Raw genomic sequence first — 19,432 nt, 5'->3', positions numbered from 1 at the left:
ATGGACAACCGGACCCTGCTCCTGTTCGCCGCGGCTTCGCTGGTGCTGGCGGTCACGCCGGGCCCGACGATGCTGCTGGCGCTTTCCAACGGCATCGCCGGCGGCATGCGCCGGGCGGCGTGGGGCATCGCCGGCGCATCGCTCGGCAGCGCCCTCGTGATCGGCGCGGTGGCGGTCGGTCTCGGCTCGCTGCTGGCCGCTTCCGAATGGCTGTTCAATGCGATGCGGCTGGCCGGCGTGCTGTACCTGGTGTGGCTGGGCATCATGCTCTGGCGCAGCGAGCCGGCGGACCTGCAGGCTGCACTGGCCCGGCCGCCGTCGACCGCGCTGCAAGGCCGCCTCGCATTGGCCAAGAGCCTGGCCGTGGCGCTGTCGAACCCGAAATCGCTGCTGTTCTTCGCCGCCTTCCTGCCGCAGTTCGTCGACACCGCGCAGCCTCAGGGGCCGCAGTACCTGGTGCTGGGCGCCCTCTTCGTCACCCTCGACATGCTGGTGATGCTGAGCTATGCGGCTGCCGGCACCCAGGCGGTGCGCTGGCTGTCGCGCCGCAGCCTGCGGCTGCTCGACCGCGGCTGCGCAGTCGGCATGTGGCTGCTGGCCGCCACGCTCGCGGCCTGGCGGCGCCCCGGCGCCTAGGCCGGCGTTGCCGCCAGTGCCGCGAAGGCCTTCACCACTTCGGCCGGCGCCTGCACCATCTCGATCAACACACCCTCCCCGGCAATCGGAAATTCCTCGTTCGCCTTCGGATGCAGGAAGCAGATGTCGAAGCCAGCCGCGCCCTGGCGGATGCCGCCCGGTGCGAAGCGCACGCCCTGCGCCGTCAGCCATTCGACCGCCTTCGGCAGATCGTCGATCCACAGGCCCACGTGGTTCAACGGCGTGGTGTGCACGGCGGGCTTCTTGTCCAGGTCGAGCGGCTGCATCAGATCGACCTCGACCTTGAATGGCCCCACGCCCATCGTGCAGATGTCCTCGTCGACATTCTCGCGTTCGCTCTTGAAGGTGCCCGTGACTTCGAGCCCCAGCATGTCGACCCAGAGCTTCTGCAGGCGCAGCTTGTCGGGCCCGCCGATGGCGATCTGCTGGATGCCCAGCACCTTGAAGGGGCGTGTCATGCGGGGTGTCCTTCGCTCGTTGAAACCTGTCGGGCCTTCAGGCCCAGCTTGCGCAGCAGCTGCACATCGGCTTCTACGTCGGGATTGCCGGTGACCAGCAGCTTGTCGCCATAGAAGATCGAGTTGGCGCCGGCCATGAAGCACAGCGCCTGCACCGCATCGCCCATCTGCTGCCGCCCGGCCGACAGCCGCACGCGCGCCGTCGGCATCGTGATGCGCGCCACCGCGATCATGCGCACGAAGTCGAAGGGATCGACCGGCTCCGAATCGGCCAGCGGTGTGCCCGGCACCCGCACCAGGCTGTTGATCGGCACCGATTCCGGATACGGATTCAGGTTGGCGAGTTGCGCGATCAGCCCCGCGCGGTGCACCGGCTGCTCGCCCATGCCGACGATGCCGCCGCAGCACACGCTGATGCCGGCGCTGCGCACATGGGCCAGCGTGTCGAGCCGGTCCTGGTAGCTTCGCGTGTCGACGATGTCGCTGTAGTACTCGGGTGCGGTGTCGAGGTTGTGGTTGTAGTAGTCGAGGCCCGCGGCCTTGAGCTGCTGCGCGTGGTGCGGCTCCAGCATGCCGAGCGTGGCGCAGGTCTGCATGCCCAGGCCCTTCACCGCCTCGACCAGCACGGCCACCTTTTCCACGTCGCGGTCCTTCGGCGCGCGCCATGCGGCGCCCATGCAGAAGCGCGTGGCGCCGGCGTCCTTCGCGGCCTGTGCGGCGCGCACCACCTCGTCCACTTCCATCAACTTCTGCGCCTTCACGCCGGTGTCGAACTCGGCCGACTGCGGGCAGTAGCCACAGTTCTCCGGGCACCCACCGGTCTTGACCGAAAGCAGCGTCGCCAGTTCGATGTCGCCTTGGGGAAAGTGCTGGCGATGCACCGTCTGCGCTTCGAACAGCAGATCCATCAGCGGCTGGTCGAGCAAGGCCTGGATCGCTTCGACCGACCAGGGCCCCTGCGGCGCCGTGGTCTTGACGGGCCGGTGCAGTGTGATCGTCTGTTTCAAATCGTCGGCACCCATCAGTTGAACTCCAGAATGATCTGATCGACGGCGAGCGACTCGCCCTTGGCCGCGGAGATCGTGCCAACCACGCCGTCCTGCATGGCGAACAAGACGTTCTCCATCTTCATCGCCTCGATCACCGCAAGCTTCTCGCCTGCCTGCACGGTCTGGCCCGGCTGCACCGACACCTCGACCAGCAGACCCGGCATCGGCGACATGAGGAACTTGCTCAGGTCCGGCGGCGCCTTGTAGGGCATCAGCTTCTGCAGACGCGCGCCCAGCGGCGACAGCACCATCGCCTCGATCTGCGTGCCGTTGTGCGACACGCGCAGCGCCAGCGGGTTCTTGCCCGCACCACGCTCCACCTGCGCCACGAAAGGCTTGTCGTTGACCACGCCTTCGATGCGCACCGCACCCAAGGCCGCGCTGCTGCCGATCTTGTAACTCTTGTCGCCGACCTGCACTGCGCTCGATCCGTTGGCGCCCTTGAAATCCGTCACCGACACCGGCGTGTGCAGATGCTGGCCCTTCGCGTCGAGCGTGACGACGACGAACTGCTCCGCGATCTTCACGCCATGGCCTTCGAGCTGCCCGCTGATGCCCGAGGCGCGCGCGCGGTAGCGGCGGTGCATGAAGGCGGCCAGCGCGGCGAGGAAGCTCGGATCGTCGTGCGGCACGTCTTCCGCATGAAAGCCGTGGCTGTAGTGCTCGGCGATGAAGCCCGTGTTGAAGTCGCCGCTGACGAACTTCGGGTGCGCGAGCAGCGCCGCCTGGAACGGGATGTTGCTGCTGACGCCGCGGATCACGAAGCCGTTGAGCGCCTCGCGCATCAGCGCAATCGCATGCGCGCGGTCTTTGCCGTGCACGATCAGCTTGGCGATCATCGAGTCGTAGAACATCGGGATCTCGCCGCCGTCGTACACGCCGGTGTCGACGCGAACGCCATACAGGTGCTCGGTGTCGGCCGAGAACATGGTCTCTTTCGGCGGCTGGAACTTCACCAGCCGACCGGTCGACGGCAGGAAGTTGCGGAACGGGTCTTCGGCGTTGATGCGGCACTCGATGGCCCAGCCATCGCGCTTCACGTCGGCCTGCGTCAGCGGCAGCGGCTCGCCCGCGGCGACACGGATCATCAGCTCGACCAGGTCCAGGCCGGTGATGCATTCCGTCACCGGGTGCTCCACCTGCAGCCGCGTGTTCATTTCGAGGAAGTAGAAGCTCTGGTCCTTGCCGACCACGAACTCCACCGTGCCCGCCGACTGGTACTTCACCGCCTTGGCCAGCGCCACCGCCTGCTCGCCCATCGCCTTGCGCGTTTCATCGCTGATGAAGGGCGACGGCGCCTCCTCGATCACCTTCTGGTGGCGCCGCTGGATCGAGCATTCACGCTCGTTCAGATAGATCACGTTGCCCTGCGAATCGCCCAGCACCTGGATCTCGATGTGGCGCGGCTCGACCACGAACTTCTCGATGAAGACGCGGTCGTCGCCGAAGGAATTGCGTGCCTCGTTGCGGCAGGCCGTGAAGCCCTCGAAGGCTTCCTTGTCGTCGTGCGCCACGCGCAGCCCCTTGCCGCCACCACCCGCCGAGGCCTTGATCATCACGGGATAGCCGATGTCCTTGGCGATCTGCACCGCCCGTTCGGCCGATTCGATGGCCTCGTTCCAGCCCGGAATCGTGTTGACCTTGGCGTCGTTCGCGAGTTTCTTGGAAGCGATCTTGTCGCCCATCGCCGCGATCGAATAGTGTTTGGGCCCGATGAAGACGACGCCCTCTTCCTCGACCTTGCGCGCGAAGGCCTCGTTCTCCGACAGGAAGCCGTAGCCCGGATGCACCGCCTCGGCGCCGGTCTTCTTGCACGCCGCGATGATGCGGTCGGCCTGCAGGTAGCTGTCGCGGCTGGCCGAGCCACCGATGTGCACCGCCTCGTCGGCCAGTTCGACATGGCGCGCGTCTTTGTCGGCGTCTGAATAGACGGCCACGGTGGAGATACCCATCTTCTTCGCGGTCTTGATGACGCGGCAGGCGATTTCGCCGCGATTGGCGATCAGGATTTTTTTGAACATGAGGGTCCTGTATGCGTTAGGTTCTTGTGGACAAGTTGCACTACCGAGAGGTGAGGCATTCTTCCAGCCACCCTCCAGTGATTCGCGTGAAGGCTTGGGGCTGCTTTCTAGAGTCTTCAAGCGTCCCTCTGTCAAAGTAATCTGTCATATGCTCACTCCATCGTCTAGACATTCCTGACGACTCCAGAGCGTCAGTCGTCGTGGCTTTAGACCGCCCAGTAAATTTGAACGTCCAAGGAACAAGGGCGACGACAAGCCCCTTCCTGCACTCCTCTACGGACGAGGCGGATGCGTCTGGAAAGTAGTGGGCCGCGCAAGCCAACAATCCCGCATCAGCCTTTTCACCCAGAATTCGTATCGGTTCGGGACCGCTGCCCTTCGACAACAAGTGGTCGTAAATGCTTCGAGTCTCATTCGTCAGAGATGGGAGCACGCTCGCAAGCGCACTCGCTTGAAATTGCGATGACACGCCCGCGTCAGCTGAAGATGGCTGGCTCAGCAGTGCGTGCTGCAACAGCACGCACTGAGGACCTCGAGACTTAATCGCTGGAAGCTCACTCAGCTTGGCGCGGGGCACCGCGCAACCAACCATGGCCAATGCGGTAGCGACGACGACCACCACGCGAAGCAGTATCAGAGGCATAGCAAGAACGCCTACAGCGGAATATTGCCGTGCTTGCGCCACGGGTTCTCGAGCTTCTTCTCGCGCAGCATGACCAGCGAGCGGCAGATTCGCTTGCGCGTCTCGCTCGGCAGGATCACGTCGTCGATGTAGCCGCGCGTGCTGGCCACGTAGGGGTTCGCGAAGCGGGCCTTGTATTCGGCTTCGCGCGCTGCCAGCTTCTCGGGGTCGTTCTTGTCCTCGCGGAAGATGATCTCCACCGCGCCCTTGGCGCCCATCACCGCGATCTCGGCGCGCGGCCAGGCGAGGTTGACGTCGCCGCGCAGGTGCTTCGATGCCATCACGTCGTACGCGCCGCCGTAGGCCTTGCGCGTGATGACGGTGATCTTCGGCACCGTGCACTCGGCGTACGCATACAGCAGCTTGGCGCCGTGCTTGATGATGCCGCCGTACTCCTGGCTGGTGCCGGGCATGAAGCCGGGCACGTCGACGAAGGTGACGACCGGGATGTTGAACGCATCGCAAAAGCGCACGAAGCGCGCCGCCTTGATGGAGCTCTTGATGTCGAGGCACCCCGCCAGCACCAGCGGCTGGTTGGCCACGATGCCCACGCTCTGGCCTTCCATGCGCGCGAAGCCGATCACGATGTTCTTCGCGTAGTCGGGTTGCAGTTCGAAGAAGTCGCCGTCGTCGACCACCTTGGCGATCAGCTCCTTCATGTCATAGGGCTTGTTCGGGTTCTCGGGCACCAGCGTGTCGAGCGACAGGTCGGCGCGGTCGGCCGGGTCGCCGCTGGGGCGCACGGGCGGTTTCTCGCGGTTGTTGAGCGGCAGGTAGTTGTACAGGCGGCGCAGCATCATCAGCGCCTCGACGTCGTTCTCGAAGGCCATGTCGGCCACGCCGCTCTTGGTGGTGTGCGTCAGCGCACCGCCCAGTTCCTCGGCGGTCACGTCCTCGTGCGTCACGGTCTTCACCACCTCGGGGCCGGTGACGAACATGTACGAGCTGTCTCGCACCATGAAGATGAAGTCGGTCATGGCGGGCGAATACACCGCGCCGCCGGCGCAGGGGCCCATGATCATGCTGATCTGCGGCACCACGCCGCTGGCCATCACATTGCGCTGGAACACGTCGGCATAGCCGCCGAGCGAGGCCACGCCTTCCTGGATGCGCGCGCCACCCGAGTCGTTGAGCCCGATGACCGGTGCGCCGACCTTCATGGCCTGGTCCATCACCTTGCAGATCTTCTCGGCGTGCGCTTCGCTGAGCGCGCCGCCGAACACGGTGAAGTCCTGGCTGAAGATGAACACCAGGCGGCCATTGATCATCCCGTAGCCCGTGACCACGCCGTCGCCCGGGATCTTGTTGTCGGCCATGCCGAAGTCGGTCGAGCGGTGCTCGACGAACATGTCCCATTCCTCGAAGGTGCCGTCGTCTAGCAGCAGCTCGATGCGCTCGCGCGCCGTCAGCTTGCCCTTCTTGTGCTGCGCGTCGATGCGCTTCTGCCCACCGCCCAGGCGTGCCTGGGCGCGTCGTTGTTCGAGTTGTTCGAGGATTTCTTTCATGGCATTCAGTCTGGAAGATGAATCGGAAAAGGTCTTGAAATCAAGGTGCCCGCGACGCTTGCGCGGCGAGCAGTTGGCGCGCGGCGGTCGATGCGGGCAAGCGGCCCGCTGCCACCTGCGCGATGGTGTCGGGCAGCAGTTCGCGCACCGCCGGATGCTGGCGAAAGGCCTGCTTCAGGCTGGCGTCGATGCGTTCCCACATCCACGACAGCGCCTGCTTCTCGCGGCGCGTGGCGCGCTTGCCGTTGGCGTCCTGGAGTTGCTTGAAGCGCAGGACAGACGCCCAGAAGGCATCGACGCCGGTGCCCAGCAGCGCGCTCAGCTGCATCACCTGCGGCTGCCAGAAGCGCACTTCGGCCTCGGGCGAGCCGGGCTCGGCGTGCGCGGCCCTCAGCATCTCGGCATGCGCCGGGTTGCCGTGGTGGCCGAAGAGGCGCAATGCCGACGTGATCTGCGCCTGCGCGCGTGTCGCGGCATCGCGGTCCAGGTCGGCTTTGTTGATGACCACCAGGTCGGCGATTTCCATCACGCCCTTCTTGATGGCCTGCAGATCGTCGCCGGCATTGGGCAACTGCATGAGCACGAACATGTCGGTCATGCCGGCCACTGCGGTCTCGCTCTGGCCGACGCCGACCGTCTCGACGATGACGATGTCGTAGCCAGCGGCTTCGCACACCAGCATCGCCTCACGCGTCTTCTCGGCCACGCCGCCCAGCGTGCCGCTCGACGGGCTGGGGCGGATGTATGCCTTCTCGTGCACCGACAGCCGCTCCATGCGCGTCTTGTCGCCGAGGATCGAGCCACCGGAGACGGTCGACGACGGGTCGATGGTGAGCACCGCGACGCGGTGGCCCTGCGCGATCAGGTGGAGCCCCAGCGTCTCGATGAAGGTCGACTTGCCGACCCCTGGCACGCCGGAGATGCCGAGGCGGAAGGACTGCCCGGTGTGCGGCAGAAGCGACGTCAACAACGCATCGGCCTGCGTTCGGTGATCGGCGCGCGTCGATTCGAGCAGCGTGATCGCCTTGGCGATGGCACGGCGCTGCGCCATGCCGCTCGATCGGATGATCGCCCCTTCGATCGCAGTCGCCGAAGTCAGCACGTCGCCTCCACCGCGAGGTGCCAGCGGTAGTGCAAGTCCACGCCCTCTCCACCTTCGAGCACGAAGCCGTGCCGCAGGTAGAAGCGGTTGGCGTCGCTCCGCACGAGCGCGGTGAGGATGATGTCGCGTTTCCGGTCGCGCGCCTGCGCTTTGGCCCAGCGCATGACCCACTCGCCGATGCCGCGACCCTGGAAGCCGGTACGCAGGTAGAGGTGGTCGAGACGCAGGGCGTCCGGTCCTTCGGGCTTGAGCGTGACGAAGCCGACGCGCAGCTCGCCGTCGAGCACGATGTGGTGCATGAAGGGCACGACGAAGCCGGCGTTCAGGCGCTCGCGCGAACGCGTCAGGTCGAAGCGCCCGACACGCTCCAGGCTCGGGCGCATCGCATCGATGCGCAAAGCCAGCATGTCTTCGAAATCGCCGGAATCCACCGGCTGCAGCGACAGCCGCGACAGGAGATCGCTCACGCTGCGTCTTTGGCTGCGACCGACGCGCGGATCTGTTCGAGCACGTCCTTGGCGCTCGCCGGGATCGGGGTGCCCGGGCCGTAGATGCCCTTCACACCGGCCTCGTACAGCATCTCGTAGTCGCCACGCGGGATCACGCCGCCGACGAACACGATGATGTCGTCGGCGCCCTGCTTCTTGAGCTCCGCGATGATCGCGGGCACCAGGGTCTTGTGGCCGGCCGCGAGGGTGCTGACGCCGACCGCATGCACGTCGTTCTCGATGGCCTGGCGGGCGCACTCTTCGGGCGTCTGGAACAGCGGGCCCATGTCGACGTCGAAGCCGAGGTCGGCAAACGCCGTGGCGACGACCTTCGCACCCCGGTCGTGCCCGTCCTGCCCCAGCTTGGAGATCATCACGCGCGGACGACGGCCTTGCTCTTCGGCGAACGCGGCGATCTCGTGCTGCAGCGCTTCCCAGCCTTCGGCCGAGTCGTAGGCCGCGGCATAGACGCCGGTGACCTTCTGCGTGTCTGCGCGATGGCGGCCGTAGACCTTCTCGAGCGCGTCGCTGATCTCGCCGACCGTGGCGCGCAGGCGCACCGCGTCGATGCTCAGCGCGAGCAGGTTGCCCTCGCCGCTTTCAGCCGCAGCGGTCAGCGCATCGAGCGCAGCCTGCGTGGCCACGGTGTCGCGCTTGGCGCGAATCGCATGCAGCTTGGCAATCTGCCCGTCGCGCACTTTCACGTTGTCGATCGACAAACTATCGATCGCGTCTTCGGTCTTGAGCTTGTACTTGTTGACGCCGACGATCACGTCGCGCCCCGAGTCGATGCGCGCCTGTTTGTCGGCTGCCGCTGCCTCGATCTTGAGCTTGGCCCAACCACTGTCGACCGCCTTGGTCATGCCGCCCATCGCCTCGACCTCTTCGATGATCGTCCAGGCGGCATCGGCCATGTCCTGCGTGAGCTTCTCCATCATGTAGCTGCCGGCCCAGGGGTCGATCACGCTGGTGATGTGGGTCTCTTCCTGGATGATGAGCTGCGTGTTGCGCGCGATGCGCGCGCTGAACTCGGTCGGCAGCGCAATGGCTTCGTCGAGGGCGTTGGTGTGCAGCGATTGCGTGCCGCCGAACACCGCGGCCATCGCCTCGATGGTGGTGCGCACCACGTTGTTGTACGGATCCTGCTCGGTGAGCGACCAGCCCGAAGTCTGGCAGTGGGTGCGCAGCATCAGGCTCTTGGGGTTCTTGGGCTCGAACTCCTTCATGATGCGGCACCACAGCAGGCGCGCGGCGCGCATCTTGGCGACTTCCAGATAGAAGTTCATGCCGATGGCCCAGAAGAAGGAGAGGCGCCCGGCAAAGCCGTCGACGTCGAGGCCCTTGGCCAGGGCAGTCTTCACGTACTCCTTGCCGTCGGCCAGCGTGAAGGCCAGCTCCAGCGCCTGGTTCGCGCCGGCTTCCTGCATGTGGTAGCCGCTGATGCTGATCGAGTTGAACTTCGGCATCTTCTGTGCCGTGTATTCGATGATGTCGCCGATGATCCGCATGCTCGGCGCGGGCGGGAAGATATAGGTGTTGCGGACCATGAACTCCTTGAGGATGTCGTTCTGGATGGTTCCGCTCAGTTGGTCCTGCGCCACGCCCTGCTCCTCGGCCGCGACCACGTAGCCGGCCAGCACCGGCAGCACCGCACCGTTCATCGTCATCGACACCGACACCTTGTCGAGCGGGATCTCGTCGAAGAGGATCTTCATGTCCTCGACCGAGTCGATCGCCACGCCGGCCTTGCCGACGTCGCCGGTCACGCGCGGATGGTCGCTGTCGTAGCCGCGGTGGGTGGCCAGGTCGAAGGCCACGCTGACACCCTGCCCGCCAGCGGCCAGCGCCTTGCGGTAAAAGGCGTTCGATTCCTCGGCGGTCGAGAAGCCCGCGTACTGCCGGATCGTCCACGGCCGCACCGCGTACATCGTGGCCTGCGGGCCGCGCAGGTAAGGCTCGAAGCCCGGCAGCGTGTCGGTGTACTTCAGGCCCTGCAGATCGGCCGCGGTGTAGAGCGGCTTGACGGTGATGCCGTCGGGCGTGCGCCAGTTCAGCGCTTCGACATTGCCGCCGGGGGCGGACTTGGCCGCGGCCTGGGTCCATGCCGCCAGATCAGCGGGCTTGAAGATGGGTTCGGGAGTGCTCATGGCTTCGCGGACGCGGTGATCCGCGCTCGGTTCTGGGTTGGTTCGCACGAGTCTAAACCATCCGTAATTATTAATTCAATCGAAATTTCTGCGGTACAGTCGCCCTATGTCCGCCGCCACCCTCACGCCCCGCGCCCTCTATGAAGAGGTCGCCGAACTGCTGCGCCAGCGCATCTTCAGTCGCGAGCTCGACCCCGGCAGCTGGATCGACGAGATGAAGATCGCGGAGGAATACGGCATCAGCCGCACGCCGCTGCGCGAAGCGCTCAAGGTGCTCGCGGCCGAGGGGCTGGTGACGATGAAGGTGCGGCGCGGCGCCTATGTGACCGAGGTGTCGCAGCAGGACCTGGCGGACGTGTACCACCTGCTCTCGCTGCTGGAGTCCGACGCGGCCGGCGTGGTGGCCGAGCGCGCCACCGCCGCGCAGTTGCAGACGCTGCAGGTCTTGCACGCCGAACTGGAAGCCGCGGCCATCCCCGGCAAGGTCGACCGCGAGCACTTCTTCGCGATCAACGAACGCTTTCATATGCAGTTGCTCGCCATCGCGAACAACCGCTGGCGCGACCAGATGGTGGCCGACCTGCGCAAGGTGATGAAGCTCAACCGCCACAACTCGCTGCTCAAGTCGGGGCGCATCGACGAATCCCTCAGGGAGCACCGCGCGCTGATGGCGGCGATCGTCGCCCAGGACCCGGCGGCCGCCATGGTGCGCATGCGCGAGCACTTCAGCAACGGGCTCGAAGCCGCGGCATAGAAGCTCGGGGCAGAACGCCCCATTTGCTGGCACGTTCACACCGACTTGGTGCCATCTGCGAGCCGAGCCCTGGTTTTTTGCGGGCTCCCTGCTCGAAAGGGCCCCAAATCGCCGGGCACGGATCGTGCATCCGGTTCAGGCAGACGTCCGTGGCAGTGCAGCCGCAGACGTCATCGCCTCCGCCAATGACGGCGGAACCCGAGTTAGCCACAACGCGCATGCGCCAAGCCCTCGGTTGTTCCAACCCGATTGAGTTCCGCGTTCCGCGGGGGCCCCAACCCAGCCTGTGCCACTCCTTAGCGAGCCCGGCGCAGTGACCTGTACGGCACCCCACGGGGGACGGACGTGCAGGAATCAACATGAAAATCATCGTCGTCGGTCATGGCATGGTGGGCCACAAGTTCCTCGAGGAACTGCACCAGCTGGGCCTTTCGCAAGCCGAGGTCACGGTGCTGTGCGAGGAACCTCGCGCCGCCTACGACCGCGTGCACCTCTCGGAATTCTTCGCCGGCAAGACCGCCGACGACCTGTCGCTGGTCGCGCCGGACTTCTTCGCGCGCAGCGGTTTCTCGCTGCGCCTGGCGGCACGGGCCGCCGCCATCGAGCGCCGCGACAACACCGTGACGACCATCGACGGCGAGGTGCTTCACTACGACAAGCTGGTGCTGGCCACCGGGTCGGTCCCCTTCGTACCCCCCGTGCCGGGCCGCGACAGGCCGCACACCTTCGTCTACCGCACCATCGACGACCTGGAGGGCATGAAGGCCAGCGGCGCCCATTCCAAAACCGGCGTCGTGATCGGCGGCGGCCTGCTCGGACTTGAATGCGCCAAGGCACTGCGCGACCTGGGCCTGGAGACCCACGTCGTCGAGTTCGCGCCGCGTCTGATGGCCGTGCAGGTCGACGACGGTGGCGGCCGCGTGCTGCGCACGAAAATCGAGGAGCTGGGCGTGCGCGTGCACACCGGCCGCAACACGGTGGACATCACCGATGGGGCCACGGCCCGCCACCGGATGGTGTTCGCCGACGGCAGTTGGCTGGAGACCGACATGATCGTGTTCTCCGCCGGCATCCGCCCACGCGACGAGTTGGCACGGCAGAGCGCGCTGGCCGTCGGCGCGCGCGGCGGTATCGCCATCGACAACCACTGCCGCACCAGCGACCGAGACGTCTACGCGATCGGCGAATGCGCCTCGTGGAACGAGCAGACCTTCGGCCTCGTGGCGCCGGGCTACGAGATGGCGCGCGTGGCCGCCAAGCACGTGGCCGGCGATGCCGAGGCCGCTTTCGCCGGTGCCGACATGAGCACCAAGCTCAAGCTGATGGGCGTCGACGTGGCGAGCATCGGCGACGCACACGGCAAGACGCCAAACGCGCGCAACTACCAGTACATCGACGAGCGCAAGCAGGTCTACAAGAAGATCGTGGTCAGCGAGGACGGCAAGACGCTGCTGGGCGCCGTGCTGGTGGGCGACGCCGAGGAATACGGCACGTTGCTGCAGATGGCGCTCAACGGCATCGCGCTGCCGGCCGAGCCCGAGTTCCTCATCCTGCCGTCGAGCGACGGCAAGGCCAAGCCGGGCCTGGGCGTGGAGGCGCTGCCCGACACCGCGCAGATCTGCTCGTGCAACAACGTGAGCAAGGCGCAGATCGGCGCGGCCGTGGACGGCGGCGCCTGCACCATCGCCGAAATGAAGGCCTGCACCAAGGCCGGCGCCACCTGTGGCGGCTGCGTGCCGCTGGTCACGCAGGTCATGAAGTTCGAGATGGCCAAGCGCGGCATGGCCGTCAACAACCACCTGTGCGAGCACTTCGCCTACTCGCGCCAGGAGCTCTACCACCTGGTGCGCGTGGGCCAGATCAAGACCTTCGACGACCTGCTGCACAAGCACGGCAAGGGCCTGGGCTGCGACATCTGCAAGCCGGTGGCCGCCAGCGTGCTCGCTTCCGTCTGGAACGAGTTCGTGCTCAAGCCCCAACTGGCCAGCCTGCAGGACAGCAACGACTACTTCCTGGGCAATATCCAGAAGGACGGCACCTACTCCGTCGTGCCGCGCATGCCCGGCGGCGAGGTCACGCCCGACGGCCTCATCGCCGTGGGCCAGGTCGCCAAGAAGTACGGCCTGTACACCAAGGTCACGGGCGGCGCGCGCGTCGACATGTTCGGCGCACGCGTCGACCAGTTGCCGCTGATCTGGGAAGAACTCATCGCCGCCGGTTTCGAGAGCGGCCACGCCTACGGCAAGTCGCTTCGCACCGTGAAGAGCTGCGTGGGTTCGACCTGGTGCCGCTACGGCGTGGACGATTCGGTCGGCCTGGCCGTGCAGCTGGAGAACCGCTACAAGGGCCTGCGCGCACCGCACAAGATCAAGTTCGGCGTCTCGGGCTGCACCCGCGAATGCGCCGAGGCGCAGGGCAAGGACGTGGGCATCATCGCCACCGACAAGGGCTGGAACCTCTACGTCTGCGGCAACGGGGGCATGAAGCCGCGCCATGCCGAGCTGATCGCCAGCGACCTGAGCAAGGACGCGCTTATCGCGCTGATCGACCGCTTCCTGATGTTCTACGTGCGCACGGCCGATCGGCTGCAGCGCACCAGCACCTGGCGCGACAACCTCGAAGGCGGCCTCGACTACCTGAAGGACGTGCTGATCGCCGACAGCCTGGGTCTCGGTGCCGAGCTGGAAGCCCAGATGCAGCACGTGGTCGACACCTACCAGTGCGAATGGAAGACCGCCGTGACCGACCCGACGGTGCGCCAGCGCTTTCGCACCTTCGTCAACAGCGACAAGGCCGACGAACGCATTGTCTTCATCCAGGAACGCGGACAGATCCGCCCGGCCCGACCCGACGAAGCCGCTGCGCAGGTGGCCGACGCCACGCCGGCCTGACCCCCGAGGAACATGCACATGACAACCGATACCCTGCACTGGACCGCCGTCTGCGCGGCCGACGACATCCTCCCGAACACCGGCGTTTGCGCGCTGGTGCAGGGGCGCCATGTCGCGGTCTTCCGCATCGGCAACGACCAGTTCCACGCCATCGACAACATCGACCCGCAATCCGGCGCCAGCGTGCTGTCGCGCGGACTGATCGGCAGCCTGGGTGACCGCGTCGTGGTCGCCTCGCCGCTCTACAAGAACCACTTCGACCTGCGCACCGGCGAATGCATCGAGGCGCCGCAGAACTCGGTACGCCCCCACACCGTGCGTGTGGACGACGGCCGCGTGCTGGTCGCCCACGGCTGAACACCCCCTTCCCTTTTCATTTCTATCTTCAGGTATCCACATGGCCTATCTCGCACCTGCCGAATTCGTGACCAAGATGGTCGACGCCGGCGAATCCAAGCTCGTGATGTCGACCCGCGACACGCTGATCCGCTCCTACATGGCCGGTGCCATCCTCGCGCTGGCCGCCGCCTTCGCCGTCACCGTGACGGTCAACACCGGCAATGCGCTGGTCGGGGCGATCCTGTTCCCGGTCGGCTTCATCATGCTGTACCTCATGGGCTTCGACCTGCTGACCGGCGTCTTCACGCTCGCGCCGCTGGCGGTGTTCGACAAACGCCCGGGCGCCACCTGGGGCGGCGTGATGCGCAACTGGAGCCTGGTGTTCTGCGGCAACTTCGCGGGCGCGCTGACGGTGGCCGTCTTCATGGCGATCATCTTCACCTTCGGCTTCAGCGAAGCGCCCAACGCCGTCGGCGAACGGCTCGGCCACATCGGCGAGGGCCGCACGCTGGGCTATTCCTCTCACGGTGCAGCCGGCATGCTCACCTTGTTCATTCGCGGCGTGATGTGCAATTGGATGGTGTCGACGGGCGTGGTCGCCGCGATGATGTCGACCACCGTCTCGGGCAAGGCCATCGGCATGTGGATGCCCATCATGATCTTTTTCTACATGGGCTTCGAGCACTCGATCGTGAACATGTTCCTGTTCCCCACCGGCCTGATGTTGGGCGGCAAGTTCACGCTGATGGACTACCTGATCTGGAACGAGATCCCGACCGTGCTGGGCAACCTGGTGGGTGGCCTGACCTTCGTCGGCGCCACGCTCTACAGCACCCACTACAAGACCGGACCGAAGCGCAAGATCGCATGAGCCGACGGCTGCGCGTGACGCTGGGCCAGCATTCGCTCGCCAGCCCACACCATGCCAACCAGGACTTCCACGGCGCCTGCCTGCCCACCGGCCACCTGCTCGCCAGCAAGGGCGTTGCGCTGGCGCTGGCCGATGGCATCAGCTCCAGCCGGGTGAGCCAGGAGGCGAGCCAGACGGCGGTGCGCTCCTTTCTGGAGGACTATTACGCCACCTCCGACGCCTGGTCGGTGCGGCGTGCGGCACAGCGGGTGCTCGCGGCCACCAACTCCTGGCTGCACGCGCAGACGATGCGCAGCGACGGCCGCTTCGAGCGCGACCGCGGCCATGTCTGCACCTTCAGCGCGCTGATCCTCAAGGGCCGCGACCTGCACCTGCTGCATGTGGGCGACGCCCGCGTGTTCCGCCTGCACGCCCACGCGCTGGAGCAGCTGACGGAAGACCACCGGGTGCATCTGTCGTCCGCCGAGTCGTACCTGGGCCGCGCGCTCGGCACCGGCCCCAACGTCGAGATCGACTACCGCTGCTGGGCCGCCGAGCCGGGCGAGGTCTACCTGCTGGCGACCGACGGCGCCTACGCGCACCTGGAGGCCGCGGCCGTCCACGAGGCGCTGGCCCGCCACGCCGAGGACTTCGACGCGGCGGCGGCCTGGCTGACGGCGCACACCCGCGCGAGCGGCAGCACCGACGATGCCACGCTGCAGCTGCTGCGCATCGACGAACTGCCCGAGGCCGGAACGCCGCATCCGCAGCTCGGCCGCGAGGGGCTGGCGCTACCGCCGCTTCTGACGCCGCGCATGCCCTTCGAGGGCTTCACCATCGTGCGCGAACTGCAGCTGAGCGCGCGCAGCCACGTGCATCTGGCGGTGGACGATGCCAGCGGGCAGCAGCTGGTGATCAAGACACCATCGGTCGATCTGCGCGACAGCGCCGAGCACCTCGACGGCTTCGTGCTGGAGGAATGGGTGGCCCGACGCATCGACAGCCCGCATGTGCTCAAGGCCTGGCCCGGCGATCGCCCACGGCACCACCTGTTCGTCGCGCTCGAATACGTCGACGGCCAGACGCTGGCGCAGTGGATGGTCGACCACCCGCGGCCGCCACTGGAAAGCGTGCGCGCCCTCGTCGCGCAGTTGGCGCTCGGCCTGCAGGCCCTGCACGGACGCGAGATGCTGCACCGCGACCTGCGCCCGGAAAACGTGATGATCGACCGCCAAGGCACCGTCAAGCTCATCGACCTCGCCACGGTGCATGTCGCGGGCCTGGCCGAAGGCCGGCATACGGGCCACGATGCCTCCGTGCCCGGCACGCTCCAGTACATCGCACCGGAGTACCTGATCGGACAACCCGGCAGTCCGCGCAGCGACCTGTTCTCGCTGGCCGCCATCACCTACCAGATGCTCGGCGGGCAGCTGCCGTATGGACTCAGGGCGTCGCGGGTTCGCACGCCGCAAGACCTGCGTGGCCTGCAATACGTGCCGCTGCGCCACACGCGGCCCGAACTACCGGCGTGGGTCGACGCGGTGCTCGCCAAGGCGCTGCATCCGCTGGCGGCGAAGCGGCAGGAGGCCGTCTCGGAGTTCGTCCACGACCTCGCATCGCCGGGGGCCGCATTCCTGCGCATGCGCAGCCCACCGCTGATCGAACGCAATCCGGTGCGCTTCTGGCAATGCACCACGCTGCTGCTCGCGATCGCGCTGCTGGTGCTCGCTGGGCTTCGCGTCGCAGGCTGACCCAGCACCGCACAGCGGCGGCTGCGAGCCTCTCGGTCTCAGGCCGCCAGCTTGAAGGTGCCGACCGCTTCGGACAGCCGGGTGACCTGGTCCTTCAAGCTCTCGGTCGCGGCGGTCGACTGCTCCACCAGCGCGGCGTTCTGCTGCGTCATCTGGTCGAGCTGCGTGATCGCCTCATTCACCTGGCCCACGCCTTCGCTCTGTTCGCCGGCGGCGGTGCTGATCCGGCTGATGATGTCGGTCACGCGACCGACCGAGCTCAGCAGTTCCTTCATCGTCGAGCCGGCGGTGTCGACCAGCCTGGCGCCCGACTCGACCTTGCTCACGCTGTCACCGATCAGCTCTTTCACCTCGCGCGCCGCCACCGCGCTGCGCTGCGCCAGGCTGCGCACTTCGCCAGCCACCACCGCGAAACCGCGCCCCTGCTCGCCCGCGCGCGCGGCTTCCACGGCCGCATTGAGCGCCAGAATGTTGGTCTGGAAGGCGATGCCGTCGATCACGCCGATGATGTCGCCGATCTTGCGCGAGGCGCCTGCGATGGCTTCCATCGTCGTCACCACGTCCGCCACCACGTCGCCGCCACGCGTTGCCACGCCCGACGCCGACAGCGCCAGCGCATTGGCCTGGCGCGCTGCCTCGGCGCTCTCGCGCACGGTGGCGGTCAGTTGCTCGACGCTGGCCGCGGTCTGCTGCAGGTTGAAGGCCGTCTGCTCGGTGCGCGTCGAGAGGTCGCGGTTGCCCATGGCGATCTCGGTGCTGGCCGTCGTGATGGAGCCGCTGGCCGCGTGCACGCTGGCGACAAGTTCGGCCAGCTTGCCCTGCATGGCGCCCATGTCGGACACCAGCACCTGGACCTCGTCGCGCCCGGTGACGGGAATCGGCGCCATGCTGAGGTCGCCCCCGGCGACGCGCTCGGCCATGCGCGACGCCGCCTGCAGGGGCAGGACGATCGAGCGCGCCAGCGCCCAGCCACAGGCGACGCTCACCAGCAGGCCGAGGCCGATACCGGTGGCCAGCATCGTGATGCCTTCCTTCTCGCTGCGTTCGGCGGCGGCACGCGCCGTCTCGACCCGATCGGCCTGGTAGGCCGCCAGTTCGTCCACAGCCTTGGCATAGGCATCGGCGGCCGGGCGCAGGCGCTTGCCAATCTCGTCGCTGGACACCGTTTCGCCCGCGGCCTTCTGCTTGACCAGCCCGTCGCGCACGGTGCGGAATTTCCCGCCGGCCTCGTCGATCGCGGCAAAGAGTTCCTTGGTGCGCTCGTTGTCGGCCAGCCCTTCCAGCGTCTTGCGAACGACTTCCGAGCGCGCCGAGGTCAGCTTGCGGTCGGCATTGATGCGCGCGGTGTAGCCGGGGTCGTCCGTCTGTATCAGGCTTTCGGCGCGCGCCGAGCTCAGCACGACGATGGCGTGCAGCTCGCGGGCCAGCAAGGCACGCTGGGCCGAGGCGCCCCCGAGGTCGTTGGCGATGTCCTGCAGCTTGTCGAGCCGCCAGATGCCGATGCCGGCCGCCAGCGAGGTGACGAGCATCACCAGCCCGAAAGCCAGCGCCAGCCGGGGTGCGAGGCGCAGACGCGAGAGAAGGGAAAACATGGGGAGATCCTTGAAATGGGCGCGCCCGACCGGTCCTGGAATGGGCGGACCGATCCGGACAAGGTCCCGATCAAGGCTTATCGGCCATTGCGGCCGAAAGTTGAATGCGTCAGTCGACCATCGCCGGCTCGACCGGCTGCGCATGGGCCAGCGCCATCACCGCATGGGGCGTCTCGCCCTTCAGGCGGTGGTCGCTCCACACCTGGCGCCAGCGGCGTGCGCCGGGCAGGCCGTTGCGAAGGCCCAGCATGTGGCGCGCGATGTTCGACCACGGCGTGCCGTGCTCGGCCGCTTCGCGCACCATGTAGTCGCACATCTGCCGCTCGATGTCCTCGCGCGACAGCGCGCGTGCCGGCTCGCCGAAAAACGCCGCATCCCATTCGGCCAGCCACCAGGGGTTGTGGTACGCCTCGCGGCCGACCATCACGCCGTCGAGCAGGCGCAGTTGCTGGTGCACCTGCTCGGTCTGCGCGATGCCGCCGTTGATCGAGAAGCGCAGCGCCGGGAAGTCATGCTTCAGGCGATGCACCAGTTCATAGCGCAGCGGCGGCACCTCGCGGTTCTGCTTGGGCGACAGGCCTTTGAGCCAGGCGTTGCGGGCATGGACGATGAAGGTCCGGCAGCCCGCCTCGCTGACCATGCCGACGAAGTCGCGCACAAACTCGTAGCTCTCGGTCTTGTCGATGCCGATGCGGTGCTTGACCGTGACCGGCACGTCGACCACGTCGACCATCGCCTTCACACCATCGGCCACCAGTTGCGGCTCCGCCATCAGGCAGGCACCGAAGGCGCCGCGCTGCACCCGTTCACTGGGGCAGCCGCAGTTCAGGTTGATCTCGTCGTAGCCCCACTGTTCGCCCAGCTTCGCGCAATGCGCCAGGTCGGCCGGCTCGCTGCCGCCGAGCTGCAGCGCCACCGGATGCTCCTGGGCGTTGAAGCGCAGGTGGCGTGGCACGTCGCCATGCACCAGCGCACCGGTCGTCACCATCTCGGTGTAGAGCAGCGCGCGCTGCGTGAGCAGGCGGTGGAAGAAGCGGCAGTGGCGGTCGGTCCAATCCATCATCGGAGCGACGGACAACCGGTCGGCGGAGTAGGCAGTGAGTTCCATGGGCAGCCCGCGATTTTCCTGCCTTTTCTCATCGGCAG

The 19,432-nt window shown here is 66.8% G+C and carries 15 protein-coding genes; 6 read left to right on the top strand and 9 right to left on the bottom strand.

The window, feature by feature from the left end:
• Positions 1–636 (top strand): LysE family translocator, encoded by a 636-nt coding sequence (locus ACSFBE_RS18480; RefSeq protein WP_435491870.1) that lies wholly within the window; start codon positions 1–3, stop codon positions 634–636.
• On the opposite strand, the gene ACSFBE_RS18475 is transcribed toward ACSFBE_RS18480, so the two are convergent.
• From ACSFBE_RS18475 to scpA, 7 genes are all read right to left on the bottom strand, one after another.
• The gene (locus tag ACSFBE_RS18475; RefSeq protein WP_435491869.1) at positions 633–1,115 is read right to left on the bottom strand and encodes a VOC family protein; all 483 of its coding nucleotides are present in this window, start codon (positions 1,113–1,115) and stop codon (positions 633–635) included. The genes ACSFBE_RS18480 and ACSFBE_RS18475 overlap by 4 nt on opposite strands.
• On the bottom strand, positions 1,112–2,137 hold the full coding sequence (bioB, locus tag ACSFBE_RS18470; protein ID WP_435491868.1) for a biotin synthase BioB: 1,026 nt from the start codon (positions 2,135–2,137) through the stop codon (positions 1,112–1,114). Before bioB ends, ACSFBE_RS18475 begins: the two co-directional genes overlap by 4 nt.
• Entirely contained in the window at positions 2,137–4,185 is a 2,049-nt protein-coding gene (locus tag ACSFBE_RS18465; protein ID WP_435491867.1) for an acetyl-CoA carboxylase biotin carboxylase subunit, read from the bottom strand. Before ACSFBE_RS18465 ends, bioB begins: the two co-directional genes overlap by 1 nt.
• 654 nt (positions 4,186–4,839) lie before the next feature.
• Entirely contained in the window at positions 4,840–6,372 is a 1,533-nt protein-coding gene (locus tag ACSFBE_RS18460) for an acyl-CoA carboxylase subunit beta (RefSeq protein WP_435491866.1), read from the bottom strand.
• Between the two features lie 40 nt (positions 6,373–6,412).
• On the bottom strand, positions 6,413–7,474 hold the full coding sequence (gene meaB / locus ACSFBE_RS18455) for a methylmalonyl Co-A mutase-associated GTPase MeaB (RefSeq protein ID WP_435491865.1): 1,062 nt from the start codon (positions 7,472–7,474) through the stop codon (positions 6,413–6,415).
• The gene (locus tag ACSFBE_RS18450; RefSeq protein WP_435491864.1) at positions 7,468–7,941 is read right to left on the bottom strand and encodes a GNAT family N-acetyltransferase; all 474 of its coding nucleotides are present in this window, start codon (positions 7,939–7,941) and stop codon (positions 7,468–7,470) included. Before ACSFBE_RS18450 ends, meaB begins: the two co-directional genes overlap by 7 nt.
• The gene (scpA, locus tag ACSFBE_RS18445; RefSeq protein WP_435491863.1) at positions 7,938–10,109 is read right to left on the bottom strand and encodes a methylmalonyl-CoA mutase; all 2,172 of its coding nucleotides are present in this window, start codon (positions 10,107–10,109) and stop codon (positions 7,938–7,940) included. The genes ACSFBE_RS18450 and scpA overlap by 4 nt, the downstream gene beginning before the upstream one ends.
• Positions 10,110–10,215: 106 nt before the next feature.
• Here scpA and ACSFBE_RS18440 point away from each other — a divergent pair, with 106 nt between their 5' ends.
• The 5 genes from ACSFBE_RS18440 (at position 10,216) to ACSFBE_RS18420 (ending at position 16,694) form a co-directional block, all read left to right on the top strand.
• A complete protein-coding gene (locus ACSFBE_RS18440; protein WP_435491862.1) occupies positions 10,216–10,863 on the top strand; it encodes a GntR family transcriptional regulator in 648 nt (215 codons plus the stop codon).
• Between the two features lie 359 nt (positions 10,864–11,222).
• A complete protein-coding gene (gene nirB / locus ACSFBE_RS18435; protein ID WP_435491861.1) occupies positions 11,223–13,754 on the top strand; it encodes a nitrite reductase large subunit NirB in 2,532 nt (843 codons plus the stop codon).
• An 18-nt stretch (positions 13,755–13,772) separates the two neighbouring features.
• Complete coding sequence (gene nirD / locus ACSFBE_RS18430) at positions 13,773–14,111, top strand: nitrite reductase small subunit NirD (RefSeq protein ID WP_435491860.1); 339 nt, start codon at positions 13,773–13,775, stop codon at positions 14,109–14,111.
• A 40-nt stretch (positions 14,112–14,151) separates the two neighbouring features.
• Positions 14,152–14,964 carry a formate/nitrite transporter family protein gene (locus ACSFBE_RS18425; protein ID WP_435491859.1) on the top strand — a complete coding sequence of 271 codons (813 nt, stop codon included), beginning with the start codon at positions 14,152–14,154 and terminating at the stop codon, positions 14,962–14,964.
• Positions 14,961–16,694 carry a bifunctional protein-serine/threonine kinase/phosphatase gene (locus ACSFBE_RS18420; protein WP_435491858.1) on the top strand — a complete coding sequence of 578 codons (1,734 nt, stop codon included), beginning with the start codon at positions 14,961–14,963 and terminating at the stop codon, positions 16,692–16,694. Before ACSFBE_RS18425 ends, ACSFBE_RS18420 begins: the two co-directional genes overlap by 4 nt.
• 38 nt (positions 16,695–16,732) lie before the next feature.
• Here the strand turns inward: ACSFBE_RS18420 and ACSFBE_RS18415 are convergent, their stop codons facing one another.
• Positions 16,733–18,286 carry a methyl-accepting chemotaxis protein gene (locus ACSFBE_RS18415; RefSeq protein ID WP_435491857.1) on the bottom strand — a complete coding sequence of 518 codons (1,554 nt, stop codon included), beginning with the start codon at positions 18,284–18,286 and terminating at the stop codon, positions 16,733–16,735.
• A gap of 109 nt (positions 18,287–18,395) precedes the next feature.
• Positions 18,396–19,394: a tRNA dihydrouridine(20/20a) synthase DusA gene (gene dusA, locus ACSFBE_RS18410; RefSeq protein ID WP_435491856.1), complete on the bottom strand. Its 999-nt coding sequence runs from the start codon at positions 19,392–19,394 to the stop codon at positions 18,396–18,398.
• Positions 19,395–19,432: the final 38 nt, after the last annotated feature.

The organism is Variovorax sucrosi (assembly GCF_051216635.1).
Classification (GTDB): Bacteria; Pseudomonadota; Gammaproteobacteria; order Burkholderiales; family Burkholderiaceae_C; genus Variovorax.
The sequence above is the reverse complement of the archived record's forward strand: the minus strand, read 5'-3'. Positions and strand labels throughout refer to the sequence as shown.